Annotated in this window: 21 protein-coding genes and 1 tRNA gene; 14 read left to right on the top strand and 8 right to left on the bottom strand. The window is 62.2% G+C overall.

Annotated features, from left to right (window positions below):
- Positions 1–10: 10 nt before the first annotated feature.
- The 6 genes from AC2FM5_RS03550 (at position 11) to AC2FM5_RS03525 (ending at position 8,132) form a co-directional block, all read left to right on the top strand.
- Complete coding sequence (locus AC2FM5_RS03550; protein WP_496733941.1) at positions 11–2,005, top strand: CocE/NonD family hydrolase; 1,995 nt, start codon at positions 11–13, stop codon at positions 2,003–2,005.
- Positions 2,006–2,132: 127 nt separating this feature from the next.
- Complete coding sequence (locus AC2FM5_RS03545) at positions 2,133–3,719, top strand: ABC transporter substrate-binding protein (RefSeq protein WP_170340108.1); 1,587 nt, start codon at positions 2,133–2,135, stop codon at positions 3,717–3,719.
- A 15-nt stretch (positions 3,720–3,734) separates the two neighbouring features.
- Positions 3,735–4,691: an ABC transporter permease gene (locus AC2FM5_RS03540; protein ID WP_170340107.1), complete on the top strand. Its 957-nt coding sequence runs from the start codon at positions 3,735–3,737 to the stop codon at positions 4,689–4,691.
- The gene (locus AC2FM5_RS03535; protein WP_170340106.1) at positions 4,688–5,503 is read left to right on the top strand and encodes an ABC transporter permease; all 816 of its coding nucleotides are present in this window, start codon (positions 4,688–4,690) and stop codon (positions 5,501–5,503) included. The genes AC2FM5_RS03540 and AC2FM5_RS03535 overlap by 4 nt, the downstream gene beginning before the upstream one ends.
- Positions 5,500–7,137, top strand: a complete 1,638-nt coding sequence (locus AC2FM5_RS03530) for an ABC transporter ATP-binding protein (RefSeq protein ID WP_496733938.1) — start codon at positions 5,500–5,502, stop codon at positions 7,135–7,137. Before AC2FM5_RS03535 ends, AC2FM5_RS03530 begins: the two co-directional genes overlap by 4 nt.
- 158 nt (positions 7,138–7,295) lie before the next feature.
- On the top strand, positions 7,296–8,132 hold the full coding sequence (locus AC2FM5_RS03525; protein WP_496733936.1) for an alkaline phosphatase family protein: 837 nt from the start codon (positions 7,296–7,298) through the stop codon (positions 8,130–8,132).
- Between the two features lie 6 nt (positions 8,133–8,138).
- On the opposite strand, the gene AC2FM5_RS03520 is transcribed toward AC2FM5_RS03525, so the two are convergent.
- The 4 genes from AC2FM5_RS03520 to AC2FM5_RS03505 form a co-directional block, all read right to left on the bottom strand.
- Positions 8,139–9,062 carry an alpha/beta hydrolase gene (locus AC2FM5_RS03520; protein WP_170364716.1) on the bottom strand — a complete coding sequence of 308 codons (924 nt, stop codon included), beginning with the start codon at positions 9,060–9,062 and terminating at the stop codon, positions 8,139–8,141.
- A gap of 12 nt (positions 9,063–9,074) precedes the next feature.
- A complete protein-coding gene (locus AC2FM5_RS03515; protein ID WP_170340702.1) occupies positions 9,075–10,964 on the bottom strand; it encodes an acyl-CoA synthetase in 1,890 nt (629 codons plus the stop codon).
- 154 nt (positions 10,965–11,118) lie between these two features.
- Positions 11,119–12,939 (bottom strand): ABC transporter transmembrane domain-containing protein, encoded by a 1,821-nt coding sequence (locus AC2FM5_RS03510; RefSeq protein ID WP_170369562.1) that lies wholly within the window; start codon positions 12,937–12,939, stop codon positions 11,119–11,121.
- A 128-nt stretch (positions 12,940–13,067) separates the two neighbouring features.
- A tRNA-Gly gene (locus AC2FM5_RS03505) sits at positions 13,068–13,141 on the bottom strand.
- 307 nt (positions 13,142–13,448) lie between these two features.
- On the opposite strand from AC2FM5_RS03505, the gene AC2FM5_RS03500 reads away from it, so the two are divergent.
- Positions 13,449–15,338 (top strand): PhoX family protein, encoded by a 1,890-nt coding sequence (locus AC2FM5_RS03500; protein WP_496733933.1) that lies wholly within the window; start codon positions 13,449–13,451, stop codon positions 15,336–15,338.
- Positions 15,339–15,392: 54 nt separating this feature from the next.
- Here AC2FM5_RS03500 and AC2FM5_RS03495 read toward each other — a convergent pair whose 3' ends face one another.
- Positions 15,393–15,959 carry a tetratricopeptide repeat protein gene (locus AC2FM5_RS03495; protein ID WP_496733931.1) on the bottom strand — a complete coding sequence of 189 codons (567 nt, stop codon included), beginning with the start codon at positions 15,957–15,959 and terminating at the stop codon, positions 15,393–15,395.
- 30 nt (positions 15,960–15,989) lie between these two features.
- Positions 15,990–16,478, bottom strand: coding sequence for an Lrp/AsnC family transcriptional regulator (locus AC2FM5_RS03490; protein ID WP_170357186.1), 489 nt, complete (start codon positions 16,476–16,478; stop codon positions 15,990–15,992).
- A 102-nt stretch (positions 16,479–16,580) separates the two neighbouring features.
- On the opposite strand from AC2FM5_RS03490, the gene putA reads away from it, so the two are divergent.
- Genes putA through AC2FM5_RS03475 form a run of 3 tightly spaced genes read left to right on the top strand, consistent with a single transcriptional unit; the run spans position 16,581 to position 21,132 of the window.
- Entirely contained in the window at positions 16,581–19,979 is a 3,399-nt protein-coding gene (gene putA, locus AC2FM5_RS03485) for a bifunctional proline dehydrogenase/L-glutamate gamma-semialdehyde dehydrogenase PutA (RefSeq protein ID WP_496733929.1), read from the top strand.
- Between the two features lie 41 nt (positions 19,980–20,020).
- Positions 20,021–20,764: a rhomboid family intramembrane serine protease gene (locus AC2FM5_RS03480; RefSeq protein ID WP_170340691.1), complete on the top strand. Its 744-nt coding sequence runs from the start codon at positions 20,021–20,023 to the stop codon at positions 20,762–20,764.
- Positions 20,761–21,132: a GFA family protein gene (locus AC2FM5_RS03475; RefSeq protein ID WP_170585528.1), complete on the top strand. Its 372-nt coding sequence runs from the start codon at positions 20,761–20,763 to the stop codon at positions 21,130–21,132. The genes AC2FM5_RS03480 and AC2FM5_RS03475 overlap by 4 nt, the downstream gene beginning before the upstream one ends.
- Here the strand turns inward: AC2FM5_RS03475 and AC2FM5_RS03470 are convergent.
- The gene (locus AC2FM5_RS03470) at positions 21,108–21,947 is read right to left on the bottom strand and encodes an IclR family transcriptional regulator (RefSeq protein WP_170436545.1); all 840 of its coding nucleotides are present in this window, start codon (positions 21,945–21,947) and stop codon (positions 21,108–21,110) included. The two genes, AC2FM5_RS03475 and AC2FM5_RS03470, sit on opposite strands and share 25 nt — an antisense overlap.
- A 196-nt stretch (positions 21,948–22,143) precedes the next feature.
- On the opposite strand from AC2FM5_RS03470, the gene bhcA reads away from it, so the two are divergent.
- Genes bhcA through bhcD form a run of 4 tightly spaced genes read left to right on the top strand, consistent with a single transcriptional unit; the run spans position 22,144 to position 26,492 of the window.
- Complete coding sequence (gene bhcA / locus AC2FM5_RS03465; protein ID WP_496733926.1) at positions 22,144–23,334, top strand: L-aspartate--glyoxylate aminotransferase BhcA; 1,191 nt, start codon at positions 22,144–22,146, stop codon at positions 23,332–23,334.
- 10 nt (positions 23,335–23,344) lie between these two features.
- Complete coding sequence (gene bhcB, locus AC2FM5_RS03460) at positions 23,345–24,331, top strand: beta-hydroxyaspartate dehydratase BhcB (protein WP_496733924.1); 987 nt, start codon at positions 23,345–23,347, stop codon at positions 24,329–24,331.
- The gene (gene bhcC, locus AC2FM5_RS03455) at positions 24,328–25,491 is read left to right on the top strand and encodes a 3-hydroxy-D-aspartate aldolase BhcC (protein ID WP_496733922.1); all 1,164 of its coding nucleotides are present in this window, start codon (positions 24,328–24,330) and stop codon (positions 25,489–25,491) included. The genes bhcB and bhcC overlap by 4 nt, the downstream gene beginning before the upstream one ends.
- A gap of 14 nt (positions 25,492–25,505) precedes the next feature.
- Complete coding sequence (gene bhcD / locus AC2FM5_RS03450) at positions 25,506–26,492, top strand: iminosuccinate reductase BhcD (RefSeq protein ID WP_496733920.1); 987 nt, start codon at positions 25,506–25,508, stop codon at positions 26,490–26,492.
- Between the two features lie 76 nt (positions 26,493–26,568).
- On the opposite strand, the gene AC2FM5_RS03445 is transcribed toward bhcD, so the two are convergent.
- A partial coding sequence (locus AC2FM5_RS03445) for an inositol monophosphatase family protein (protein ID WP_496733918.1) occupies positions 26,569–26,884 on the bottom strand: 316 nt, incomplete at its 5' end.

Raw genomic sequence — 26,884 nt, 5'->3', positions numbered from 1 at the left:
GACTAGGCACATGACTCAGGCGAAGAACTCACTGGCCGAGATCGAAGACGTTCCGGATCAGGGCATCATTCTGTCGGACGGCTGCCGCCTGTCGGCGCGGATCTGGCGTCCTGTCGATGCGGCGCAGCGCCCGGTGCCCGCCATTCTGGAATACCTGCCTTATCGCAAGCGCGACGGCACGACGGCGCGCGATGCCCTGACCCATCCCTGGTTTGCCAAACGGGGTTACGCCTGCATCCGCGTCGACATGCGCGGCAACGGCGACAGCCAGGGACTGATGGAGGATGAATACACCCAGCAGGAACTGGACGACGCCGTCGAGGTGATCGAATGGCTGGCCCAACAGCCATGGTGCAGCGGCGCAGTCGGGATGATGGGCATCAGCTGGGGCGGCTTCAACGCGCTGCAGGTGGCGGCGCTGCAGCCCGCACCCTTGAAGGCCATCATCACCTTGTGTTCGACCGCCGACCGTTATGCCGATGACATCCACTACAAGGGCGGCTGCCTGTTGAACGAGAACCTGGGCTGGGGGGCCACCATGTGGTCGTATTCGTCCCGCCCGCCCGACCCGGCGCTGCGTGACGACTGGCGCGAGATGTGGTTGCAGCGGTTGAAGGCAGAACCCTTCCTGCCCTCGGTCTGGCTGCGGCACCAGACCCGCGATGCCTATTGGCGACATGGGTCTGTCTGCGAAGACCCCGGAGCGATCCGCGCCGCGACGCTGGCGGTGGGCGGCTGGGGCGACGCCTACAAGAACACGGTGCCCTGGCTGGTCGAGAACCTGAGTGCGCCGGTCAAGGGCATCGTCGGCCCCTGGGTGCACAAGTACCCGCATTTTGCCGTGCCCGAACCACGCATCGGCTTCCTGCAAGAGGCGCTGCGCTGGTGGGACCGCTGGCTGAAGGGCAAAAAGACCGGAGTTGAACAGGACCCGGCCTATCGCGCCTATCTGATGGATGGCGTGCGCCCGGCGCGCTGGTATGCCGAACGCCCGGGTAGGTGGATCGCCGAGGATGCCGGCGCCACGTCCCACCTGCCGACGGTCACCCTTCCGCTTTCCGAAGCCGGGCTGGGTAAGGACGGCCCCTTGGATACCAAAATCCGCTCGCCGCATCATTGCGGCATGGATGGCGGCGAATATTGCGCCATCTGGCTGGGTCCGGACATGCCGGGCGACCAGCGAGCAGATGACGCTCTGTCCGCCTGTTTCGACACGACCCCTCTGACCGCAGATCTGGACATTGTCGGTGCCCCGCGCCTGCGCTTGAAGCTGAGTGTCGACAAACCACAAGCCCAGATTGCCGTTCGGCTGAACCACATCCACCCCGACGGAGCTGCGACTCGGATCACCTATGGTGTATTGAACCTGACCCACAGGGAGGGACATTCGTCCCCCAAAACGTTGATACCCGGACAGGTCTACGACATCGAAGTTGTGCTGGACCACATCGCCTACCGGGTTCCCGAGGGCCACCGCCTGCGCGTTGCCGTCTCAAGCGCCTATTGGCCGCTGATCTGGCCTTCGCCGGAAACAGCGGAGCTGCACCTGACAGGCGGCACGTTCACGATCCCCCAGCGCGACAGGTCGGATCGGGATGAATGGCAATTTGCCCCGCCCGATGCGGACTCTCCGTGGCAAGTGACCCAATTGCGAGAGGCGGCCCATGCGCGGCGCGTCGAAACAGACATGACGACCGGCGTCATCGATCTGGTCATCGAAGATGATTTCGGCCTGGTCGAAGACGCGGATCATGGTCTGGTCAGCGGCGGAACCGCTTTTGAACGGTGGTCCATCCATCCGGACGATCCGCTGAGCGCGCGGGGCCGCTGCGAATGGGTACAAGAGACCCGGCGCGACGGCATCCAACTGCGAACCGAGGCCAATTGCGAGATGTGGTCGGACCGATCCAACTTTCATCTGCGCGCGACGCTTGATGCCTTTGAAAACGATGTGAAGATTTTTTCCAAAACCGTGGAGGACACCATACCTCGTGATCAGATGTGATTTTGCTGGTGGCAAGTCCCCGAGATTTGACCTTGCCCGCCGCGACGAAATGCGCCAACGTTGACTCATGCGTCAATAAAAAGCCCGTAAAACGGGCACACAAAACACTCAACTGGGAGATATCCGAATGAACGAACAACTCACTCACATGGCCAGCCAGGTGACCGCCGGGAAGCTGACCCGACGTGAATTCATGGGGAAGGCAGCCGCACTGGGTGTATCGGCTGCCATGGCCAGCACCGTCTTCGCCGACGCGGCCCGCGCCGCCGGCGCTAAGAAAGGTGGCGATCTGAAACTGGGCCTGCAGGGCGGTGAATCCACAAACTCGCTGGATCCGGCCACCTATGCCAGCTCGGTCCCGTTCCAGAACGGCAAGCAGTTTGGTGACCAACTGGTAGAAGTCGCCCCCGACGGCACGATCGAGCCGCGCCTTGCCGAAAGCGTTGAAGGCAGCGCCGATGCCAAGGTGTGGACGTTCAAATTGCGTCAGGGGGTCGAGTTCCACAACGGCAAGACCATGACCAGCGAGGACGTGCTGAAAACGATGCAGCGCCACTCGAACGAAGATTCGAAGTCGGGCGCGTTGGGCATCATGAAGGGCATCGAGTCGATGAAGGCCGATGGCGAATATTTTCAAGTCACCCTGAACGAGCCGAACGCCGATCTTCCCTACCTGATGGCCGACTACCACCTGATCATCCAGCCGGACGGCGGAATGGACAACCCGGGCGCCGGTATCGGCACCGGTCCGTACAAGCTGGAAGCGGACGAACCCGGTGTGCGCCACCTGTTCTCCAAATTCGAGAACCACTGGAACCCGGATTTCGGCAACTTTGACAGCGTCGAAGTGGTGGTCATCAACGATGCCACGGCCCGGACGGCTGCGCTGCAGTCGGGTCAGGTCCACGCGATCAACCGGGTTGAGCCCAAGGTTGCCGACCTCTTGGGTCGTGCGCCCAACTTGACCGTACACTCCACGGCAGGACGCGGCCACTACGTGTTCATCATGCATTGTGACACGGCGCCGTTCGACAGCAACGAGCTGCGGACCGCTCTGAAATACGCGATCAACCGCGAAGAGCTGGTCGAGAAGGTACTGCGCGGCTATGGCTCGGTCGGGAATGACATGCCGATCAACGCAGCATACCCGCTGTTCGATGAGACGATCCCGCAGCGTGAGTTCAGCGTTGAAAAAGCCGCCGAACACTACAAGAAGTCCGGTCATGACGGGTCGCCCATCATTCTGCGCGTGGCCGACGGAGCCTTCCCCGGCGCCGTGGATGCCGCAGCCCTGTTCCAGCAGACCGCCCAGCAGGCCGGCATCCCGCTTGAGATCAAGCGCGAGCCAAATGATGGCTACTGGTCCGAAGTCTGGAACGTACAGCCGTTCTGCGCTTCCTACTGGGGCGGCCGTCCGGTGCAGGACCAGATGTACGCAACTGCCTATCTGTCCACCGCCGACTGGAACGACACCCGGTTCAAGGTCAAAGAGTTCGACGACCTGCTGTTTGCCGCGCGTGCCGAGCTGGATCCGGCAAAGCGCAAGGCAATCTACAGCCAGATGGGCATGATGGTCCGTGACCAGGGCGGCCTGATCTGCCCGATGTTCAACGACTTTGTCGAAGGCATCAGCAACCAGCTGGATGGCTGGGAAACTGATCCGACCCAAGAGATGATGAACGGCAACATGTCCCGCAAGATGTGGTTCGTCTAACTCGGATCGACAGGTATGCATCCTATCATCAAACTGGTTTCCCAGCGCCTGGCGCTGGGATTCCTCTTGCTGTTTGGCGCTTCGGCCCTGATTTTCGGGTTGACCGAGGCCCTACCCGGAGACGCCGCGCAAGCCGTCCTGGGGCAGTCCGCCACCCCTGAATCCCTTGCCAACCTCCGTGAGGAGATGGGGCTGAACCGTCCCGCCTTGACCCGGTATTTCGAATGGCTTGGCGGAATTGTCCAAGGTGACATGGGCACGTCCCTGACCAACAAGCTGGACATCGCCGAGTCGGTCAGCAACCGATTGGGCAATACGTTGTTTCTTGCCTTCTGGGCGGCCATCGTCTCGGTGCCCCTTGCAATTTTTCTTGGCCTCGTCGCGGTACGCTACCGCAACCGCTGGCCCGACAAGCTGATCTCAGCCGTTACTCTGACGACAATCTCGATCCCGGAATTCCTGATCGGCTACGTCCTTGTCTATTTCATCGCGGTCAAGCTGGGCATGTTCTCGCCGCTGGCGATGATCAATGACAGCATGTCCTTTTGGCAAAAGCTGAACTCGATCGCGCTGCCCGTCATCGTGCTGACCATGGTGGTTCTGGCGCATATGATGCGCATGACTCGCGCCGCAATTTTGAACGTAATGCAGTCGGCTTATGTCGAAACGGCCGAACTCAAGGGCCTGAGCAACTTCAAGGTCATCTGGCGCCATGCCTTCCCGAACGCCATCGCCCCCATCGTGAACGTGGTGATGCTGAACCTGGCCTATCTGGTCGTCGGCGTCGTCGTGGTCGAGGTGGTGTTCGTCTATCCCGGCATGGGACAGTATCTGGTGGACCATGTGACCAAACGCGACGTGCCGGTGGTTCTGGCCTGCGGCGTCATCTTCGCCGCAATCTACATCGGGCTGAACATGGTTGCCGACATCGTCGCAATCCTGGCCAACCCAAGGCTGAGGCACCCGAAATGAAGAACATCCCAATCTCTGCAATGATCGGGCTGGCCTTCACCGCCCTTTATTTTATCATCGCCGTCTTTGCACCCTTCCTGGCGCCCTACGGCATGGCCGAGGTGGTAGGCGACGTGTGGGAGCCCTCGAGTTCGCAATTCTGGCTGGGCACCGACAATATCGGCCGCGATCTTCTCAGCCGCATGATCTATGGCGGGCGCACCACGATCTTCATCGCCACCGCCGCCACCATCCTCAGCTTCGTCACCGGTTCGATCCTGGGCTTTCTGGCGGCCGTGCTGGGAGGCTGGGCCGATCAGGTGATGTCGCGGACCGTGGACCTGATCATGTCGATCCCGTCGCTGATCACCGCGCTGGTGGTTCTGGCCATGGTGCCGGTCACCATCCCGGTTCTGATCGTGGTCATGGGCCTGCTGGACGCCACCCGCGTCTATCGTCTGGCCCGGGCCGTGGCCGTTGACATCGAAGTCATGGACTATGTCGAGGCCGCCAAGCTGCGCGGTGAGGGCCGCGGCTGGATCATCTTCCGCGAGATCCTGCCCAACGCGCTGTCCCCGCTGGTGGCCGAACTGGGCCTGCGCTTCATCTTCATGGTGCTGTTCGTCTCGACCCTGTCGTTCCTGGGCCTGGGCGTTCAACCTCCGCTGGCCGATTGGGGCGGCATCGTGAAGGAAAACAAAGACGGCATCGTCTATGGCATCGGCGCGGCACTGTACCCGGCGGTGGCCATCGCCACGCTGGCCATCTCGGTCAACCTGGTGGCCGACTGGATCCTGAACCGCACCACATCGCTGAAAGGAGGCCGGGGATGAGCGATACCCTTCTCAAGGTCCGTGACCTCAAGATCGGCGCAACCGTCTACCCGCCGGGCGAAAAGCCCCGCGACATCGAAATCGTGCACGGGGTCAGCTTTGACCTCGAGCGCGGCAAGGTGCTGGGGCTGATCGGGGAATCCGGTGCGGGCAAATCGACCATCGGGCTGGCATCGATGGCTTATGGCCGGGGCGGCGTTAAGATCACCGGCGGTGAGGTCTGGGTGAACGGGCGCGACATCCTCAAGACGTCGCTGTCGGATATCCGCAAACTGCGCGGCGGCGAGGTGACCTATGTGTCGCAATCGGCGGCGGCGTCCTTCAATCCCGCCAAGAAGATCATGGATCAGGTGGTCGAAGCCGCGGTCGAGCAGAAGAAGTTCAGCCGCAAAGAGGCCGAGGCCCGTGCGCGTGAGCTGTTCGCCAAGCTGGGCCTTCCCGACCCGGACAACATCGGCAACCGCTATCCGCACCAGGTCTCGGGCGGGCAGCTGCAGCGTTGCATGACGGCGCTGGCGCTGTGCCCCGAGCCGGATCTGGTGGTGTTCGACGAACCCACGACCGCGCTCGACGTGACCACCCAGATCGACGTCCTGATGGCGATCAAGGAAGCAATCCGCGACACCGGCGTGGCCGCGCTGTACATCACCCACGATCTGGCGGTCGTGGCGCAGGTCAGCGATGACATCATGGTGCTGCGCATGGGCGACACGGTCGAATACGGCACCACCGACCAGATCATCAACAACCCACAAGAAGAGTACACGCGGGCGCTGGTCTCGGTCCGTTCGATCGAACACGAGGAAAAACAGCCCACGCCCGAACCCGTGCTGCAGGTCGATGGCATCACGGCCCGTTACAAGGGGCTGAATTTCGACGTGCTGCACAACGTCAATGTCGAGGTACATCCGGGCCAGACGCTGGCGGTCGTGGGGGAATCGGGGTCGGGCAAGTCCACGCTGGCCCGGGTGATCACCGGCCTGCTGCCCCCGCGCGACGGCGAGATCACCTTTGCCGGGCGCAAGCTCAGCCCCGATCTGGCCGGACGCTCGCGCGAGGACCTGCGCGAGTTGCAGATGATCTACCAGATGGCCGATGTTGCGATGAACCCGCGCCAGACGGTGGGTACAATTATCGGCCGGCCGCTCGAGTTCTACTTCAACATGCGCGGCACCGAGAAGCGCAAGCGCATCGTTGAACTGCTGGACGAGATCGAACTGGGCGAAGGTTTCATCGACCGGTACCCGGCCGAGCTGTCCGGCGGTCAGAAACAGCGTGTGTGCATCGCCCGCGCGCTGGCGGCCAAGCCCAGGATGATCATCTGTGACGAGGTCACCTCGGCGCTGGATCCTCTGGTAGCGGACGGTATTCTCAAGCTGTTGCTGGACCTGCAGAAGATCGAGGACGTGGCCTATCTGTTCATCACCCATGACCTGGCGACGGTGCGCGCGATCAGTGACAGCATCGCCGTGATGTATCAGGGGCGCGTGGTGCGCTATGGGCCCAAATCGCAGGTGCTGAGCCCGCCGTTCGACGACTATACCGATCTGCTGCTCAGTTCGGTGCCGGAAATGCATCTGGGCTGGCTGGAAGAGGTCGTGGCCCACCGCAAGATGGAGAGCGCCGGCAACTGAGCCGCTGGCTGTGCAGGCCGACAAAACACTCTGAAATCCCGACACTTTGTTTCTATCGAAGTGTCGGGATTTTCTCAGTTCTGGCGGGAACAGGCAGCCTTGGCTGACCGAATCTCCTAGGGTGGGCCAAATAAGCCATCCAATACGAGGGCCATGCGATGGACCGCAAGCTTCTGCTCATCATTCTCGACGGGGTTCCCTGGCGCAATTTCCGCCGGCTATTCGGCAACCTCGAGGGCTGGGTCGACAGCGGCGAGGCGCGGGTTTGGAAGCTGCGTTCGGTGCTGCCTTCGATCTCGGCCAGCTGCTATGCCTCGATCCACACGGGCGTGACACCACAGGAGCATGGCTGCACCGGAAACGGCAACGTGTTCCGGCTGGACCACAAGGACATATTCAGCCAGGTGCGCGAGGCCGGCGGCGTGACCGGGGCCGTTACCCACAGCTTCTGGTCGCAGTTCTTCAACCGCCACCCTTTCGACTATGTGCGCGACATCGAATACGACGAGCCGGACAGCGCCACCATCAACCACGGCCGCTTCCACTCGATGACGGGCTATGGCAAGGCCAACCAGATGACGCCGTCGGATGTCGACCTGTTCGCGACCCTGACCAACCTGTGCCTGCGGTTCGGGCTGGATTACGGCATTCTTCATACCTGTACGCTCGACAGCATGGGCCACCGCTTCTACCACGACTGTGAAGAGATGGATCACGCCTGCTTCGTCTTGGACGAGATGCTGGCCCCTTTCATCCCCCGCTGGCGGCAGTTGGGATACGAGGTGATCGTGACCGCCGATCACGGCCAGGACGAGCGCGGCCACCACGGCGGGCGCAGCGCGCTGCAGCAGGAAACGGCGCTGTACTACTTCGGCGATGTCGAGGGTCCCGATGCGGAAACGGTCATTGACCAATTACAGTTGGCGCCCACGATCCTGACCCGCATGGGCGCACCGGTGGCCGAGACGATGAAGGCCAGGCCGTTCCTGCGCTGAGCGCGGTCAGTCGTAGTTCCACAACCCCTGCCCCAGCGCCTCGACCGCGATCGAGATCCGTTCGAAGCTGTCGGCGGCGCGGGTCACCGAATGGCGGGCGCGCAGGTAGCCATGCACGAGTCCGGCCTCGTTGATCCAATGCGCCTGCCCGCCGGCGGCGGTGATTTTGGCGCAGTACGCGGCTCCGTCATCACGCAGGGGATCGCAGTCGGCGGTCACGACTACCGTCGGCGGCAGCCCGGAAAAGTCGGTATCGTGCAGGGGTGCGAATGTTGGGTCATGTTCCGGGACGGCGCCGCCGCAGCGGACCTTTTCATAGAACAGGACCTCGTCGCGCGTCAGCATCGGGGCGTGGGCGTGTTCGATGTACGATCCCTGGTTCGGGTCGCCGCCCAAACCGGGATAGATCAGAACCTGCCCCAGGATGCTCCCGATGCGCCCGCGCGCGTGATGGGCGACGGCTGCGGCCAGGTTTCCGCCCGCGCTGTCCCCGGCCAGAACCAGCGGATCGCCGAATTCGGATTCCACCCAGTTCACCGCGGTCCAGCAATCCTGGAACTGCGCCGGATGAACATGTTCAGGACACAGGCGGTAGTCGACCGCCACCACCCGATAGCCAGTTTGGGCGCACAGTTCGGCGCAGACGTCATCGTGGCTGTCCAGCCCGCCCACGACGAACCCGCCGCCATGCATGTAGACGACGGTTCGGGTGGGATCTCCGCAGGAATAGATGCGCACCCCGACCCCATCGGCCGAGCTGTCCCGCGTTTCGACGCCCGGTGGACGCGGCTGCCGAAACGCGCGGCACATGTCGTCGTAGACGCGGCGCTGGTCCTCGATGGACCGATCCACCGCGTCTTCGGGATAGCTTTCGGCGGTGCGCCGGATGAACGCCCAGGTCTCCTCGTCAATCAGACGTTCATAGTCCATTGCCCCTCCGGATCAGTCGGCCCACTCCCACGGCCGGGTGAAGTTGCCCAGCACCTGGTTCACATCGTCTTCGGATGCGCCGTTCGCGTCAAGCTGCGCGACAAGGCCGCGCTTTTTGTCGTCGATGACCGACACGACCCGCGCCGCAACGCCGGCGGTTTCCAACGCCTGGTTGTAGACCCGCGTGATCGCCTGTTTGCGCAGTTCCGGCTTGAAGACCTTGCCCACCGCGGTTTTCGGCAGTTCCGGCAGGATGGTCATGTGCTTGGGATGCGCCGCGCGTTCGTGCACGTGCACCTTGCAGTATTCCAGCAGTTCTTCCTCGGTCACGCTGGCGCCTTCGACCAGTTCGACAAAGGCACAGGGAACCTCGCCCGCATGGGCGTCGGGCTGGCCGATGGCGCCGGCAAAGGCCACCGCGTCATGGCCCAGCAAGGCCTCTTCGATCTCGGCCGGGTCGATATTGTGGCCGCCGCGAATGATCAGATCCTTGGCCCGGCCCGTGATCCACAGATACCCGTCCGCATCGAACCGACCCAGGTCGCCGGTGCGCAGGTACTTGTCGAAATAGTAGAGATCGACGTTCTTGTCTTCCTCGGTATAGGTGTTCCCGGCATAGACACCCGGGTTCGACACGCAGATCTCGCCCACTTCGTCCACCGCGCATTCCTTGGGGCCGTCGGGACTGTCGCGCAGGATCTTGACGTCAGTGTACGGGAACGGAATCCCGATCGAGCCGATTTTCTTCTCGCCATCCACCGGGTTGCAGGACACCAGGCAGGTGGCCTCGGTCAGGCCATAGCCTTCGACGATGGTCACACCGGTCGCTTTCTCGAACCGGCGGAACAGTTCGACCGGCAGCGGGGCCGAGCCCGAGAAGGCCGTCTTGACGGTTGAAATGTCGGCATCCACCGGACGCTGCATCTTGGCCGAGATCGCCGTGGGCACGGTGATGATGAACGACACCTTCCAGCGCTCGATCAGCTTCCAGAAGTTGTCGAACACTCCGTCGCCGCGATACCCGGCGGGGGTCGGGAACACCACATGGGCGCCCGACGACACCGCTGCCATCACGATCACATGGCAGGCAAAGACGTGGAACATCGGCAGCGGGCACATGATCACGTCCTCTTCCGAGAACAGCAGCGTGTGGCCCAGCCAACCATTGTAGATCATGCCGGAATATTTGTGCTGCGCGACCTTGGGCATACCTGTGGTGCCGCCGGTATGGAAATAGCAGGCAACCCGGTCCTCTTTGCTGTCCTCGAAGGTCAGCGTGGTGGGTTGCTTCGCCAGTTCCTTGTTGAAATCCAGATAATCGGCGTGGGCCAGATGCTCTTTGTCGGCCATCTTGGGCCGGACCAAAGGCACGATCCACGATTTCGGCGGCGTCAGGTACCGGTTCAGGTCAATCTCCAACACGGTGTTGACACCCGGCGCGTGGCGCACGGCCTCGGCGACCTTCTGCGCGACGTCCGTTTTCGGGAATGGCTTCAGCGTGACCACGACCTTGGCCTTGGTCTCACGCAGGATCGACGCGATCTGCTCTGGCTCGAGCAGCGGGTTGATCGGGTTCACGATCCCGGCCACCGCGCCGCCCATCATGGTGACCAGCGTCTCGTTGCAGTTGGGCAGCACATAGGCCACCACGTCGTTTTCCTTGACCCCCAAAGAGCGGAACAGGTTGGCCGCCTGGTTCGTCTTGGTCAGCAGTTGCGACCATGTCAGGGTTTCGGCCTTGTCCTTGGGGCCGGACAGGATCTGGAAACTGATCGCGTTGCGATCCGGGAACTTGGCGGCCGTGCGCGAGAGCAGTTGATGGAACGTGACGGGGACGTCGCGGTCCTCCCACGGCATTTCCTGCTCCATTCTCAGTTTGTCTTCCTTGCCCACAAAGGCCATGTGGTTCCTCCCCTTTTTTACCCTGCATTTTTGCAGGCTGTCTTGCGTCCAAGATGTAAGCAAATGCAGCCCTGCGCAAGCGAGGGCTTACCCTCGGGCAAGGGGAAAAAGTAGAATGACGCTACGGCGGTTCGCGAAATGCCCGCGCGTCACTTCACTCGGCGGCCACACCATCGGTGAACTGGAGACGCGCCAGACGCGCATAAAGCCCATCTTGCGCCACCAGATCGTCATGGGTGCCCTGCGCCACGATCCGGCCGTTCTCCATCACCACGATGCGATCGGCCTTTTTCACGGTGGCCAGACGGTGCGCCACGATCAGGGTGGTGCGCCCGGCGCGCATCTGGTCGACAGCGGCCTGAACGGCGCGCTCGCTCTCGGCGTCCAGCGCCGAGGTCGCCTCGTCCAGCAGCAGAACCGGAGCGTCGCGCAAAATCGCCCGCGCGATGGCGATGCGCTGTTTCTGACCGCCCGACAGCATCACGCCGCGTTCGCCGACGAAACTGTCATAGCCTTCGGGCAGGGCCGAGATGAAGTCATGCGCCGCGGCGGCACGGGCCGCGGCCTCGACCTCGGCATCCGAGGCGTCCAGCCGTCCGAACCGGATGTTTTCGCGCGCCGAGGCCGCAAAGATCACCGGATCCTGCGGAACCAGCGCCATGTGCTGCCGGAAATCCGCCCGGCGCATGTCGCCCAGATCGATCCCGTCTAGGCTGACCTGACCGGCCTCGGGGTCGTAGAACCGCTGGATCAACTGGATCACGGTCGTCTTGCCCGCGCCCGAGGGTCCGACGAAGGCCACGGTCTCGCCCGGGTTCACTGTCAGCGACAGGTCGTCCAGTGCCAGAACGTCTGGCCGGGCCGGGTAGCGGAAGGTGACGTTGTCAAAGGTGATCTGTCCCTTGATCGGCTGCGGCAGCGCCTTGGGTTGTGTCGGGTCGTTGACCGTATCTTCGGCGTTCAGCAACTCGACCAGCCGCTCGGTGGCGCCTGCGGCACGCTGCAGCTCGCTCCAGATTTCGGAAAGGGCGGCTACGGACCCGGCCATGATGATCGAATAGATCACGAACTGGATCAGCACGCCTTCGGTCATCACGCCGTTGCGCACATCGTTCGCCCCCATCCACAAAACTCCGACGATCCCCGAGAAAACCAGAAAGATCACGATCACCGTCAGAACCGCCCGCGTCTGGATACGGCGCAGGGAAACATGGTACGAGGTCTCGGTCATGTCGCCGAACTGGCGGCGGCTGGCGTCCTCATGGGTGAACGCCTGTACGGTCTGAACGGCGCCCAGCGCCTCGCCTGCATTGCCCGACGAGGCGGCGATCCAATCCTGGTTTTCGCGGCTTATGACCCTCAGCCGACGCCCGAGAACCAGGATCGGCACCACCACCACCGGGATCAGCAGCAAAACCAGCCCGGTCAGCTTGGCCGAGGTCAGCAACATCAGCACAAGCCCGCCGATGAACATCAGGAAATTCCGCAATGCGATCGACACTGACGAGCCCAGAACGGATTGGATCAGCGTGGTGTCGGTGGTGATACGGCTCAGGACCTCACCGGTCATGATGCGTTCGTAGAAGGCGGGGCTCATGCCGATGACGCGGTCAAAGACTGCCTTGCGGATGTCAGCCACGACCCGCTCGCCCAACCGGGTCACCAGCATGTACCGGATACCCGTTCCCACCGCCAAAACCGCCGCGATGCCCAGAGCCGCCAGGAAATACCAATCGAGCAGTTCACCGTCTTCGATGCGGAAGTTGTCGACCACGCGCCGCACCGCCAAAGGCAAGGTCAGGGTCATGCTGGCCGTCAGAACCAGCGCTAGCGTCGCCCCAAGCATCAGCAGCCGATAAGGTTTCATGAACGGCCACAAAGAGGCCAGCACGCCCAGCTTCCGGGATCCGGGTCGATCTTCATGAGCACCGGGCGCCTGCACGTTTGCTTGGTTGGCGGAGCGTGTTCTTGCCATGCCTGACCCTTTTTACCTTCTGGGACTCGCGATATGGCTTCTTGGCGGCGCAGGCGCGCCGGGTCAAGGAGACTGCGCGCAATAGCACCCCGACAAGGGCTTTTTGACGCAACTTATTCCGGAGAGTTTGGAGCGGGTAGACGGAATCGAACCGACATAGCCTGCTTGGAAGGCAGGGGCTTTACCATTAAGCTATACCCGCTTGGTGAAGGGCTGAGTAGTCCATGCCCGGGCCGTCGTCAAGAACCGAAATCCACCTACGCATCGCTTTTGCGACTGCCTGCGTGCGGTCAACCATTGCAGACTGCGCGGCCAACCGCCCATCGCTCTGAATTGCACTTGTTTTGGGGTCGCGCACTGGCGCAGCATACGATTGCAGTGCTTGCCGTTCGCGAAAACCTGCCTAGCGTGTGTACCGCCCCAAACGGTTAATGGGGTTGTTAAGTACCTGTAACAATCAGTTCCTAAATCCGTTTCACAAATTCATTCCGACAGCGAGGAATCATCCAATGCAAGACGTTGATCCAGCCACCCTTTCCGCCGACGATTGGGACGAACTGCATTTTCCCCGCCCCGACGAAAACGACTTTGACCGCGTCGTCGAAAGCGCCCTGTCGCGACGCGGCTTTCTGGGCGGAGTGTTGGCCTTCGGGTCGGGCGCTGCGGCCATGGGCAGCGGTCTGCTGGGGTCGACCTCAGCCTACGCACAGACCGCTTCTCGTTTTGCCTTCACTCCGATCGCGGCCCAGACCGATGGCACCGTGCATGTACCCGAGGGGTATGAATGGAAAGTCCTCATGCGCTGGGGCGATCCGCTGTTCTCCGAGGCTGACGGGTATGACATCACCGATGGTGGACCGGTCGAAAACTCGGACAAGGTTTTTGGCGAAAACACTGATGGTATGGAAACCTTCTCGTTCCAAGGGCACCAGTTGATCGCCATCAATCACGAGTATCCCAATCGCAAAATCAACCTGCCCGCAGCGCAGGAAGGTGTGCCCGCAAACGCGGATGACGTTCGAAAGTTGCAGAACCTGCAGGGTGTGACGGTGATGGAAATTGCCGAAACCCCGGATGGCTGGACCGTGGTCAAGGACAGCCCTTTCAATCGCCGAATTCACCACAACACCCCCATGAAGATCGTGGGGCCGGCAGCTGGCCACGACCTGCTGAAGACCGAGGCCGATCCGACCGGCACAACGTCGCTGGGCACGATGAACAATTGCGGCTCGGGCAAGACACCTTGGGGCACCTACCTGACCTGCGAAGAGAACTTCAACGGCTACTTCGGCTCCAGCAACGAAAGCGCGACATATACTCCAAAGGTCGCGGATGGCTTCAAGCGATACGGCATCAAGGCCGAAAGCTGGAACGGGTACGAATTGTTCGATCCGCGGTTTGACACCTCGAAGAACCCCAACGAACCACATCGCGTCGGCTGGGTGGTCGAAATCGACCCGACCGATCCCAACAGCACCCCGGTCAAGCATACCGGACTTGGGCGGTTCAAACATGAAAACGCCGCGGTCGAGTTGGCCAAGGATGGTCGCATTGTCGTCTATATGGGCGATGATGAGCGGGGCGAATACCTGTACAAATTCGTCTCGAACGGCGTCTACACCCCCGGCGGGGATACCGAAGGTCTGCTGGATGACGGCACGCTGTATGTTGCCAGATTCAACGACGACATGTCCGGTGAATGGGTGCCGCTGACACCGGAAACCACCGGCATGGACGAAGCCGAGATTCTGATCTTTGCCCGCATCGCGGCGTCTGAGGCCGGTGGAACCACGATGGACCGACCGGAATGGGTTGCAACCAGCCCGGTTCTTGCCGAGGCCTATTGCTGCCTGACCAACAACAAGAACCGTGGCGTCAAACCCAACGCGGGTGGCGATGATACTTCGGTCAATGGCCCCAACCCTCGGGAAACCAACAAATACGGGCAGATTGTTCGCTGGCGGCCAGCCAACCAGGATCATGCAGAAACGGCGTTTCAGTGGGATCTGTACGTCATGGCCGGCAATCCGACAGTGCATTCCGATGCGTATGCCGGGTCCGAGAACGTAAACGAAGGCAACCTGTTCAACTCGCCCGACGGGATGATGATCGACAGCACCGGCGTGGTCTGGATCCAGACCGACGGGAACGACGACAACGAAGGCGATTTTGCAGGCCATGGCAACAACCAGATGCTGGCTGGCGACCCGATCAAGGGTGAAATCGTTCGATTCATGACCGGCCCGAACGGCTGCGAGGTGACCGGTCTGACATGGTCGGCCGACCGCCGGACCATGTTTGTAGGCATCCAGCACCCCGGTGGATCCTGGCCAGATGGGGGCACGCCGCGTTCCTCGATCATCGCGATCAAACGCAAGGACAACGGACAGGTCGGCTGAACCGTCTTACCTCAGCGATCACCCCCGGCGAAGCGTCGGGGGTGACAGTGCTGTTCAGAGATCTTGGCCCGGCATCGCCAAAGGCCCACCATCGGCTGCAAGGTGACGCTCGGGCAGCCACGGGTTCAGTTCCAGCGCCTCTGCCAGTGCAACGCGGGCTTCTTCCATTCTCTGCAGACCCATGAGGGTCAGCGCACGACCGCTCATCGCTGCGATATGGTTCGGCGACAATTCTAGTGCGCGGTCCAGATCGGTCAGGGCCGTTTCAAAATCCTGACGCAGGAAATTCACGAATGCGCGCTGGTTGTAGCCCTCGGCATACTCGGGGCAATATGCAATCAAACGGTCGAAATCCTGCAGCGCCCCCAACAGATCCCAGGCATTACGTCTGGACATGCCCTGATCCAATACGGTCTGCGCGGCCTCGTCAGGTGCGTCGGCCCACAGCTCCCACATCTGGTTCGAGATCTCGCGCGCGGCCATCTCGGTCTCGGCCTGCTGGATCTGACCGATAAGTTCACCCAGCCGGGCGGCGTGATCGGGCGCAGGCGGGCAGGTCTCAGCAATTGCCGGGATCCCAACGCCCGCGCTCAGAACTGCGGAAAGAATAAGGTGTCTCATAGTTCAATGGTGACGCGGATCGCCCTTTCGTCAACCCGCGCCATCGATGGCATCGGCCAGCCCGGTCTCTTTCACCGCCTCCATCGCCACGAAGGTTGAGGTGCTGGCCACATGCGGCAGCGACGAAATCTTTTCGGCCAGAACCGCGCGATATTCCGTCATCGACCCGGTCCGCACCTTCAGCAGATAGTCGAAATTCGACGCGATCATATGCGCTTGTTCGATCTCGGGCACTTTGCGGACAGCCGCGTTGAACTCAGCCAGCGCCTTTTCCCGCGTGTCGGTCAAGCGCACCTCGACAAAGGCCACATGGTCCAGCCCTAGGCGGATCGGATCCAGCATGGCGCGATAGCCGGTGATGACCCCCTCGGACTCGAGCCGTTTCAGCCGCGCCTGTGTCGGCGATTTCGACAGCCCGATCCGCCGAGCCAGATCAGCGACCGAGATCCGCCCGTCCTCGGCCACGATGGACAGAATCGCGCGGTCAAACCGGTCCAAACCCGGAAAGTCGTTTCGCATGGAGTTTGATCCAAAATTCAGGACGATATATGCCTAGTAGAACAATTTCGGTCCGTTGTCCCGCAAAATCACCGGTATATTAATCGAAAGACCGGAGGACACATGACTCACAGCCTGCGCCACACCATCGACTCCATGACCTACGCGGACCAGACCGCGTTGCTGAACTCCCTGACCGATCAGGCCGCCCTGACCCAGGCAGACAGGGCTGCCATCTGCTCGGCCGCGGCGCAGTTGGTGCGCGACATCCGGTCCAGCACGTCGCCGGGGCTGATGGAAGTGTTTCTGGCGGAATACGGCCTGTCCACCGATGAAGGCATCGCGCTTATGTGCTTGGCCGAGGCACTGTTGCGGGTGCCCGACGCCGAAACCATCGACGCGCTGATCGAAGACAAGATCGCACCGTCGGATTGGGGCAAGCACCTGGGCCACTCGTCGTCGTCGCTGGTCAATGCCTCGACCTGGGCGCTTATGCTGACGGGCAAGGTGCTGGACGAGGGCAAGGCCTCGCCGGTCAGCGCTCTGCGCGGCGCCATCAAGCGGCTAGGCGAGCCGGTCATCCGCACCGCCGTCGGGCGCGCGATGAAGGAAATGGGCCGTCAGTTCGTTCTGGGTGAAACGATCCAGTCCGCCATGAAACGCGCCGCCGGGATGGAGGCCAAGGGCTACACCTATTCCTACGACATGCTGGGCGAGGCCGCGCGCACCGAGGCAGACGCCGCGCGCTATCACCTTTCATATTCCCGTGCCATCGCGGCGATTGCCGATGCCTGCACGCAGGACGACATCCGCGCCAACCCCGGCATCTCGGTTAAACTTTCGGCGCTGCATCCGCGCTACGAAGTAGCCCAGGAACAGCGCGTGATGCACGAACTGGTGCCGCGCCTGCGGGCGCTGGCGCTGCTGGCCAAGGCCGCCGGAATGGGCCTGAACGTCGACGCCGAAGAGGCTGACCGCCTGTCGCTGTCGCTGCAGGTGATCGAGGCGGTTCTGTCCGAGTCAGCGCTGGCCGGATGGGATGGGTTCGGCGTGGTGGTACAGGCCTATGGACCGCGTGCCGGGCTGGTGCTCGACACGCTTTATGAGATGGCCGAGCGGTATGACCGCAAGCTGATGGTGCGTCTGGTCAAAGGCGCCTACTGGGACACCGAGATCAAGCGCGCGCAGGTCGAGGGCGTCGACGGCTTCCCGGTCTTCACCAACAAAGCGGCAACCGACATCTCTTACATCGCCAATGCCCGCAAGCTCTTGGGCATGACCGACCGGATCTATCCTCAGTTCGCGACCCACAACGCCCACACGGTCAGTACGATCCTGCACATGGCCGAGGGTCAACCCTTCGAGTTCCAGCGCCTGCACGGCATGGGCGAGACCCTGCACCAGATCGTCAAGGACCAACGCGATACCCGCTGCCGCATCTACGCGCCAGTTGGCGCGCATCGCGACCTGCTGGCCTATCTGGTGCGGCGGCTGCTGGAAAACGGCGCCAACAGTTCGTTCGTCAACCAGATCGTGGACGAAAACGTGGCCCCCGAAGTGGTGGCAGCCGATCCGTTCGAGGTCGTGCGGAAACCTGCACGCCACATCCCAACCGGCCCCGAACTGTTTCAACCTGAAAGACCAAACTCGCAGGGTTTCGACCTGCATCACACGCTGACTTTGGACCGGATTGATGCCGGCCGCGACGCCTTTCGCGCACATCACTGGTTCGCGCAGCCCCTGCTGGCCGGTGACGCAGCGCCCGAGGCCGAGAAACCTGTCATCAACCCCGCCCTGCCCGAGGACCGGCCCGGCGCGGTCGCCCCGGCCAGCGCCGCGGATGTGGAGCTGGCGCTGGCCGCAGCTGCTCCGTGGCAGGTCCCGGAGGCCGAGCGCAGCCGCATCCTGAATGCCGCCGCCGACCTCTACGAGGAGCAGTATGGCGAGCTCTTCGCCCTTCTGGCGCGTGAGGCCGGCAAATCGCTGCCCGATGCGGTAGCCGAACTGCGCGAGGCGGTGGACTTCCTGCGCTACTACGCCGCCAACATCCCCGAGGGCGAGCCTGTGGGCACCTTCACCTGCATCAGCCCGTGGAACTTCCCTCTGGCGATTTTCACCGGGCAGATCTCGGCTGCGCTCGCCGTAGGCAATGCGGTTCTGGCCAAGCCCGCGCCGCAGACTCCGTTGATCGCCCACCGCGCCGTGCAGCTGCTGCACCAGGCCGGAGTACCGCGCGACGCGCTGCAATTGCTGCCGGGCGGGCCATCGGTGGGCGCCGCGCTGACCTCGGACCCGCGGGTTTCCGGCGTGGCCTTCACCGGCTCGACCGCGACGGCGTTGAAAATCCGCGCCGCGATGGCCCAGAACCTCAAACCCGGAACGCCGCTGATCGCCGAAACCGGCGGGCTGAACGCGATGATCGTGGACAGCACCGCCCTGCCCGAACAGGCCGTGCAGTCGATCATCGAAAGCGCCTTCCAGTCGGCGGGGCAGCGGTGCTCGGCCCTGCGTTGTCTGTATCTGCAGGACGACATCGCCGATGACGTGCTGACCATGCTCAAGGGCGCGATGGACGCCCTGTCGGTGGGCGACCCGTGGCTGCTCTCGACCGATTGCGGCCCGGTGATCGACGAACAGGCCCGACAGGGCATCGCCGACCACGTCGCCAAGGCCCGCACTGAGGGTCGTGTTCTGAAGGAACTGGCGCTGCCGCCCGAGGGGATCTTCGTGGCGCCCACGCTGATCGAGGTCCCCGGCATCAATGCGCTGGAACGCGAGATCTTCGGCCCCGTCCTGCATGTCGCCCGGTTCAAGTCACACGAGATCGACCAGGTGATTGCCGACATCAACGCCACCGGCTACGGCCTGACCTTCGGCCTGCACACCCGCATCGACGACCGGGTGCAGCACGTCACCGAGGCGATCCACGCCGGAAATATTTACGTGAACCGTAACCAGATCGGCGCGATCGTCGGCTCGCAGCCTTTCGGCGGCGAAGGCCTGTCCGGCACCGGCCCCAAGGCGGGCGGCCCGAACTATCTGGCCCGTTTCTGCGCCCCGGACCGACAGGTCGTGGCCGCGGAATTGTCCGCCCCAGCCGACCTGCCCGCACCGGTCGGGCAGCCTGCCGCGCCGACGACCCGTTCGATGCCCGGACCGACCGGCGAATCGAACCGGCTGACCGAGTTTCCCCGCGCGCCGTTCCTGTGCCTGGGCCCCGGCCCCGAGGCGTCCAAGGCACAGGCAGACGCCATTCTCGCGCTTGGCGGCACCGCGATTCAGACCGAGGGCGCGCTTGACCTGCACCGGCTTGAGAACCTGCCGGGAATATCGGGGGTTCTGTGGTGGGGCGATGCGGACACCGCGCGTCAGATCGAGCGTCATCTGGCTCGGCGAGGCGGCCCCATCCTGCCGCTGATCCCCGGCTTGCCCGACCGGTCGCGGGTGATGGCCGAGCGCCATGTCTGCGTCGACACCACGGCCGCCGGAGGGAACGCCGCACTTCTGGGCGGTTCGGCATAAGCTGACTTGACGCTGGGCCGGGAAAAGCCCAGCGTCCCCCCATGTTTCCAATTCGAGACCACAACCCTTCGGGCCGCACACCCTATGTCGTCTATGCGCTGATCGCGGCGAATGTCCTGGTTTTCCTCAGCTATGTCGGAATCATGGACGATGCCCGGCTGATCAACCGGTTCTATTTCGACTATGCGATCATCCCCGCCCGCATCAGCGACGGCGTGGCGCTCGAGACGTTGGTGACGTCGATGTTCCTGCATGGCGGCTGGATGCATCTGATCGGCAACATGCTGTTCCTGTGGATCTTCGGCGACAACATGGAAGACGAGATGGGCCACCTGCCCTTCCTGCTGTTCTACATGGTCGCGGGTATCGGCGCCGGGCTGGTCCATATCGTTACGGCTCCCGGGTCGCTGGTACCCACCATCGGCGCGTCCGGCGCAATTGCCGCAGTGATGGGTGGGTACCTGCTGATGTTCCCAAAGGCGCGCGTCGATATCCTGCTGATTCTGATCATCTACTTCCGGGTCTTCACCATCCCGGCCTTCGTGATGCTGGGCGTCTGGCTGGGCATGCAGTTCCTTGGCAGCGTGTCCAGCAACCCTGACGCCGGCGGTGTGGCCTATTGGGCGCATACGGGCGGTTTCGTGATCGGTTTGGTACTGTGCATCCCACTGTGGCTGAAACGCGGCGGGCCGGCCTATTGGAACCGCACCCACGGCCACCCGCCGCATCCCGAACACCGCTACAAGCTCAGCCAGTCCCGCATACCAAGAGTGCCACGCCGATGAGCCAAATGACCGCCACCTGCCATTGCAGCGCCGTGAAGATCGAGGCCGAGTTCCCCGGTGGCCTGTCCACGGCTGCCCGATGCGACTGTTCCTTCTGCATCCGCCGCGGGGCCGCCGCCGTGACCGCCATAACCGAGAGCCTGCGCATTCTTGAAGGCGCCGAGAACCTGAGCCTCTACACGTGGGGAACGCATACGGCGAAACACTATTTCTGCAAGACTTGCGGGATTTACGTTTATCACCAAAGACGCTCGGATCCGGCGGAGTGTGGCGTCAACCTTGGCTGCATCGAGGGCGCAAACCCCAGAACCCACGGGCCGATTCCCTGGAACGACGGGGTCAATCACCCCTCTGATCGGCCTGACTGATCCGGACTTTGACCACCGCTCAACCGCGTGATCTCTTGCGCAGCCTGAACGACGTGGGCGGCAAGCTCGGGTGCCCGGTCCGGATTGAATCGCGCGGTCGGCCCAGAGACAGAGATTCCGGCACAAGGCTCCTGCTTGTCGTTGAAGATTGCGGCTCCGATGCAGGACATGCCCGAGTGGCGCTCCTCTCGATCATAAGACCATCCGCGCAGCCGCGTTTCGGTCAGATCCTCGCGCAAGGTATCCAATGTGGCGCAAGTATTGGGCGTATATGGCACAAGCTGGGTGTCGGCCAACACCTTGGCCCGGGATGCCTCGGTCATGGCCGCCAGGATCGCTTTGCCCGTACCCGAGGCATACATCGGCGTACGAGCGCCCGGCGGAAAGAACGCCCGGATCGGGTTCGATGTCTCGACTTGCCCGACAAACACAACTTCCGACCCGTCGGGAACTGCAAGGTTCGCAGTTTCTCCGCTGTCCTGCATCAGGCGTCTAAGAACTGACCGGCCGATCTCGACAACGCTGTTGTGCCGCAGAAACGAAGCGCCTGTGCGATAGGCTTCGACTCCGATCATCCATTCCTGACGTTCTTCGCTGAAGCTGACGAACCCATGCTTTTGCAAGGTCGTCAGGATGCGATGCGTGGTTGCAGTAGGCACGTCGATCTCACGCGCGAGGTCGCTGAGCGCGGTGCGTTCAAGCCGTGCGACTGTGGTCAGAACCCCCAGCGCACGGTCCAACGCCTGCATGGTTCCGGCCGAGCTTTCCTTGAACAACGACTTGGGCCGTCCGCGCGGCCGCTTCTGGGCTGACATTGTGATTCTCCCTCATTTTGGCCGAACGGCCGTCTGGCTTTCTCAGCTGATCACAAACACTCAGCGAAATGAGAAAGTGAATATCCTGCATTTATGGCAGGTTACGCATTTTAACAAAATAATGAAAATATTTTTCAAGAAAATTGCATCACCGCCGACGCGGAGACAGACTTGGGGCAAAGCGGAGGACATGATGATGTCAAAACAGAACCCGGTCTTCATTCCCGGCCCGACGAATATCCCGGATCGCCTCCTGCGCGCGATGCAGGTCCAGACCATTGACCACCGCGCGCCGGATTTCGTTCAGGCCTTTGCTCCGGTACTCGAGGGCCTCAAGCAGGTCTTCCGGTCGACCACGGGTCAGATTGTGACCTTTCCATCCAGCGGCACAGGTGGGTGGGAAGCTGCGATCAGCAACACACTGAGCCCGGGCGACAAGGTTCTTGTGGCCCGCCATGGCGTATTCAGCCACCGCTGGATCGACCTTTGCCAACGGCATGGGCTGGACGTGCAAGTCATCGATTGCCCTTGGGGCAGCGGAGCACCTGCCGATCGGTTTCAGTCGATCCTCGCCGACGACCGGAATCACGACATCCGGGCGGTTCTGGTGACGCATAATGAAACGGCCACCGGCGTGCGATCCGATATCCTGTCGGTCCGATCGGCGATGGATGCCTCGGCGCACCCTGCCCTGCTGATGGTCGATTGCGTCAGTTCGCTGGCCTCGATGCCGTTCGAATTCGATGGCTGGGGCGTCGATATTGCGGTTTCGGGGTCGCAAAAGGGGTTCATGCTGGCCGCTGGAATGGCAATCCTGTGCGTCAGCCCCAAAGCGCTGGCAGCGATGGATGGTGCGCGGCTGCCCCGCACCTATTTCGACTTTCGGGACATGTTGGACGCCAATGCCTCGGGCGGGTTTCCTTACACGCCGCCGCTGCAACTGATCTGCGGACTGCAGGAAAGCCTGTCCATTCTGTTTGACGAAAGCCTGGACAACGTCTATGCCCGTCACTTCCGTCTGGCTGAAGGCGTGCGTCGGGCCGTCGACGCGTGGGGATTGAACCTGGTCGCTCAATCGCCGGACCTCTACTCGGACACTGTCAGCGCAGTCTATGTACCCGATGGGTTCGACAGCAATGTCCTGACTAACCATACCTATGACACCTATGGAGTGTCCTTCGGGATCGGCCTGGGCCAATTGAACGGCAAGGCGTTTCGCATCGGGCACCTTGGCAGCCTGACGGACGTCATGGTTCTGTCCGGCCTCGCCACGATCGAGATGGCGATGGCCGATCTGAACTACCCGATACAACTGGGCAGCGGCGTGGCGGCAGCGCAGGAATACTTCCGTGCAAACGGCACCAACCGCTCGCGTGCTGCGGCTTGAGGAGATCGGTATGTTGGACACGCTTTCGGCTGCAGAGCTGACGATCGACGACATGCGCGCTGCGCATGAACGGATCAAACCACATATCCGGCGTACACCCGTCCTGTCGTCGGAGTATCTGAACGCACAAACTGGCGCGCGGCTCTTTTTCAAGTGCGAGAACCTGCAGGAGGCCGGAGCCTTCAAGGTCCGCGGCGCCTGCAATGCGGTATTTGGATTGCCCGACGAGATCGCCGGCAACGGCGTCTGCACCCACTCCAGCGGGAATCATGCACTGTCCCTGTCATATGCGGCCGGTCGGCGCGGTATTCCCTGCAACGTCGTCATGCCGCGCACCGCACCTCAGGCCAAAAAAGACGCGGTCCGCAGGTTTGGCGGCACGATCAACGAATGTGAGCCTTCGACATCATCGCGCGAAGCGACCTTTGCCGAGGTGCAGGCCAAAACGGGTGGCGAATTCGTGCACCCCTACAACGATCCGCGTGTCATTGCAGGACAGGCCACATGCTCGGCCGAGATGCTGGAACAAACAGGTGGGCTTGATGCCGTTATCGCTCCGATCGGCGGCGGCGGTATGGTGTCGGGCACGTGCCTGACAGTATCAAATCTGGCCCCTGACACCGCGATCTATGCCGCGGAACCTCAGCAGGCTGATGACGCATACCGATCTTTCAAAGCCGGTCGGATCATCGCCGACGACGCACCCAAGACGGTGGCCGATGGCCTTCTGGTTCCGCTCAAGGAAAACACCTGGCACTTCGTGTCGCGGAACGTTGCCGACATCTTCACGGCCTCCGAAGACGAAATCGTGGCGGCCATGAAACTGGCCTGGAAACACCTGCGACTGGTGATTGAGCCATCTTCGGCCGTTCCGTTGGCAACCATTCTCAACAAACCCGAGGTTTTTCGAGGCAAACGCGTCGGCGTGATCCTGACCGGCGGCAATGTGGATTTGGACAAGCTGCCCTGGCTGGCCGGGCAAGGAGGAGAAGGATGAACAGACCCGTGAACATCGATCAATTGGACGTCGGCTTCGACATCCCCGCAGCAATCGGCATGGATGAGAGCGAAATCCAGACTCCTTGCCTGATACTGGACCTCGACGCGCTGGAGCGGAACATCCGCAAGATGGGCGACTACGCCAAAGCGCACGGCATGCGCCATCGGGTGCATGGCAAGATGCACAAGTCCGTGGACGTCGCGCGCCTGCAGGAAAAACTGGGTGGCGCAGTTGGTGTGTGCTGTCAGAAGGTCTCGGAGGCCGAGGTTTTTGCGCGCGGCGGGATCAAGGACATCCTTGTGTCCAACCAAGTGCGCGATCCGGCCAAAATTGACCGCTTGGCTCGGCTGCCGAAGCTGGGCGCGCGAACGCTGGTCTGCGTGGACGACATCGAGAATGTGCCCGAGCTGTCCTCTGCGGCGCAGACCCACGGAACGCAGCTGGAGATCCTGGTCGAGATCGACTGCGGCGCGGGGCGCTGTGGGGTGACCAGTACGGCTGACGTCATAACCATTGCCCGCGCGGTCGAGGCGGCACCGAACCTGAAGTTCACCGGCCTTCAAGCCTATCAGGGCGCGATGCAACATCTCGACAGCTATGACGCGCGAAAGGAAAAACTGGATGCAGCAATCGCCATGGTGCGGGACGCTGTCGACGGGTTGAAGGCGGGCGGGATTGAGTGCGAACTGGTCTCGGGCGGCGGGACGGGATCCTATTATTTCGAAAGCAATTCGGGCGTCTACAACGAATTGCAGTGCGGATCCTACGCGTTCATGGATGCCGACTATGGGCGGATTCTGGACCGGAATGGCCAAAGGATCGATCGGGGCGAATGGGAAAACGCCTTGTTCATACTCACCAGCGTCATGAGCCACGCCAAACCGGACAAGGCGATCTGCGACGCAGGGCTCAAGGCGCAGTCGATCGACAGCGGTTTGCCGGTGATTTTTGGCCGCGATGATGTCGAATACCTGAAATGTTCGGACGAACACGGTGTGATCGGCGACCCCAATGGCGTGTTGCGGGTGAATGACAAGTTGCGTCTGGTCCCCGGGCACTGCGATCCGACCTGCAACGTGCACGACTGGTATGTTGGCGTGCGCAACGGAAGGGTCGAGACCCTGTGGCCGGTCTCTGCTCGCGGCAAGGCGTTTTGATCATGAGGGACGAGATGAACGCTGAAACCAATCTGATACAGATCGTTGGCGAAGACCTCTGCAAACAACTGGTCAACCGCGAGCTAGCGTTTGAGGCAATCCAAGACGTGTTCTCAGCGATGGCACGCGGCGGAGCGCGCAACTTCCCCGTCATCCGCGAAGGGCTGGGTCATGCCGGCGCCGTATATGGGTTCAAATCCGGCTTTGACGCCGAAGGGCTGGTTCTGGGTGTCAAATCTGGTGGCTATTGGCCGGGAAACGCCGATCGCGGGCTGACCAACCACCAATCCACCGTCATTCTGTTCGATCCCGATACCGGACAGCCTTCCGCGCTGGTCGGTGGAAACTATCTTACGGCTATCCGCACGGCTGCGTCCTCGGCAGTGTCGATCGCGCACCTGGCCCGCAGGGACGCCAAGGTGCTTGGCATGGTCGGCGCGGGCCATCAATCGGCCTTTCAGTTGCGCGCCGCCGCCTATCAACGCGACTTCGAAAAGGTGGTGGCATGGAACCCCCATCCCGAAATGCTTCCGAAACTGGCCGCCGTCGCGCAGGACATCGGACTGGATTTCGAATCCGTCTCGCAGCGGGAACTGGGGGCACAGGCCGACGTCATCATCACGATCACATCGGCGTTCGAACCGTTGTTGATGCGCGATTGGATCAAGCCCGGAACGCATCTGGCCTGCATGGGCACCGACACGAAGGGCAAGATGGAAGTCGACCCCGAACTGGTTGCTTCGGCTCAGGTCTTCACCGACGAGGTTGCCCAGTCCGTCACCATCGGTGAGGCGCAACATGTCGCGGCTTCGGGCGAGCTGGATCCTGACGCCATCACGCCGATTGGAGCGGTGATCAATGGCGATCATCCCGGCCGAACAAAGGCTGACCAGATCACCTTGTTCGATGGGACCGGTGTTGGGTTGCAGGACCTGGCCGTGGCATCCGTGGCCGCGCGGCTGGCTTCCGAGGCCGGTTTGGCAAGTACTGTACGGCTTTGAAACAAAACGCGCGGCCCATTCGGCCGCGCGAACTTAGAAATTGGTTCTGGTCGTTTCCAGCCGCCGTATAGGCGGATCAGCCGCGGATCACCTTGGCGAACTGGTCGAAAATCGGTTCGTTGGCGCAGATCACTTCCCCGTCAGACAGAATGCTGCCTTCGGGGTTCAACGGTTGAACGAACCCACCCGCTTCTTTCACGATGATGATGCCGGCGGCCAGATCCCAGGCGTTCAGGCGACGCTCCCAGAAGCCTTCGTAGCGGCCAGCGGCAACATAGGCCATATCCAGCGCAGCTGCACCCCAGCGGCGCACACCCGCGCAGGCGGGCATCAGACGGGCCAGGTCCTGCAACGTGGCCGGCAGGTCCGAGCGGCCACCAAACGGCAAACCG

The sequence above is a fragment of the Ruegeria sp. BHSA162 genome (assembly GCF_059613385.1).
This window is presented reverse-complemented; position numbering and strand designations above follow the sequence as displayed.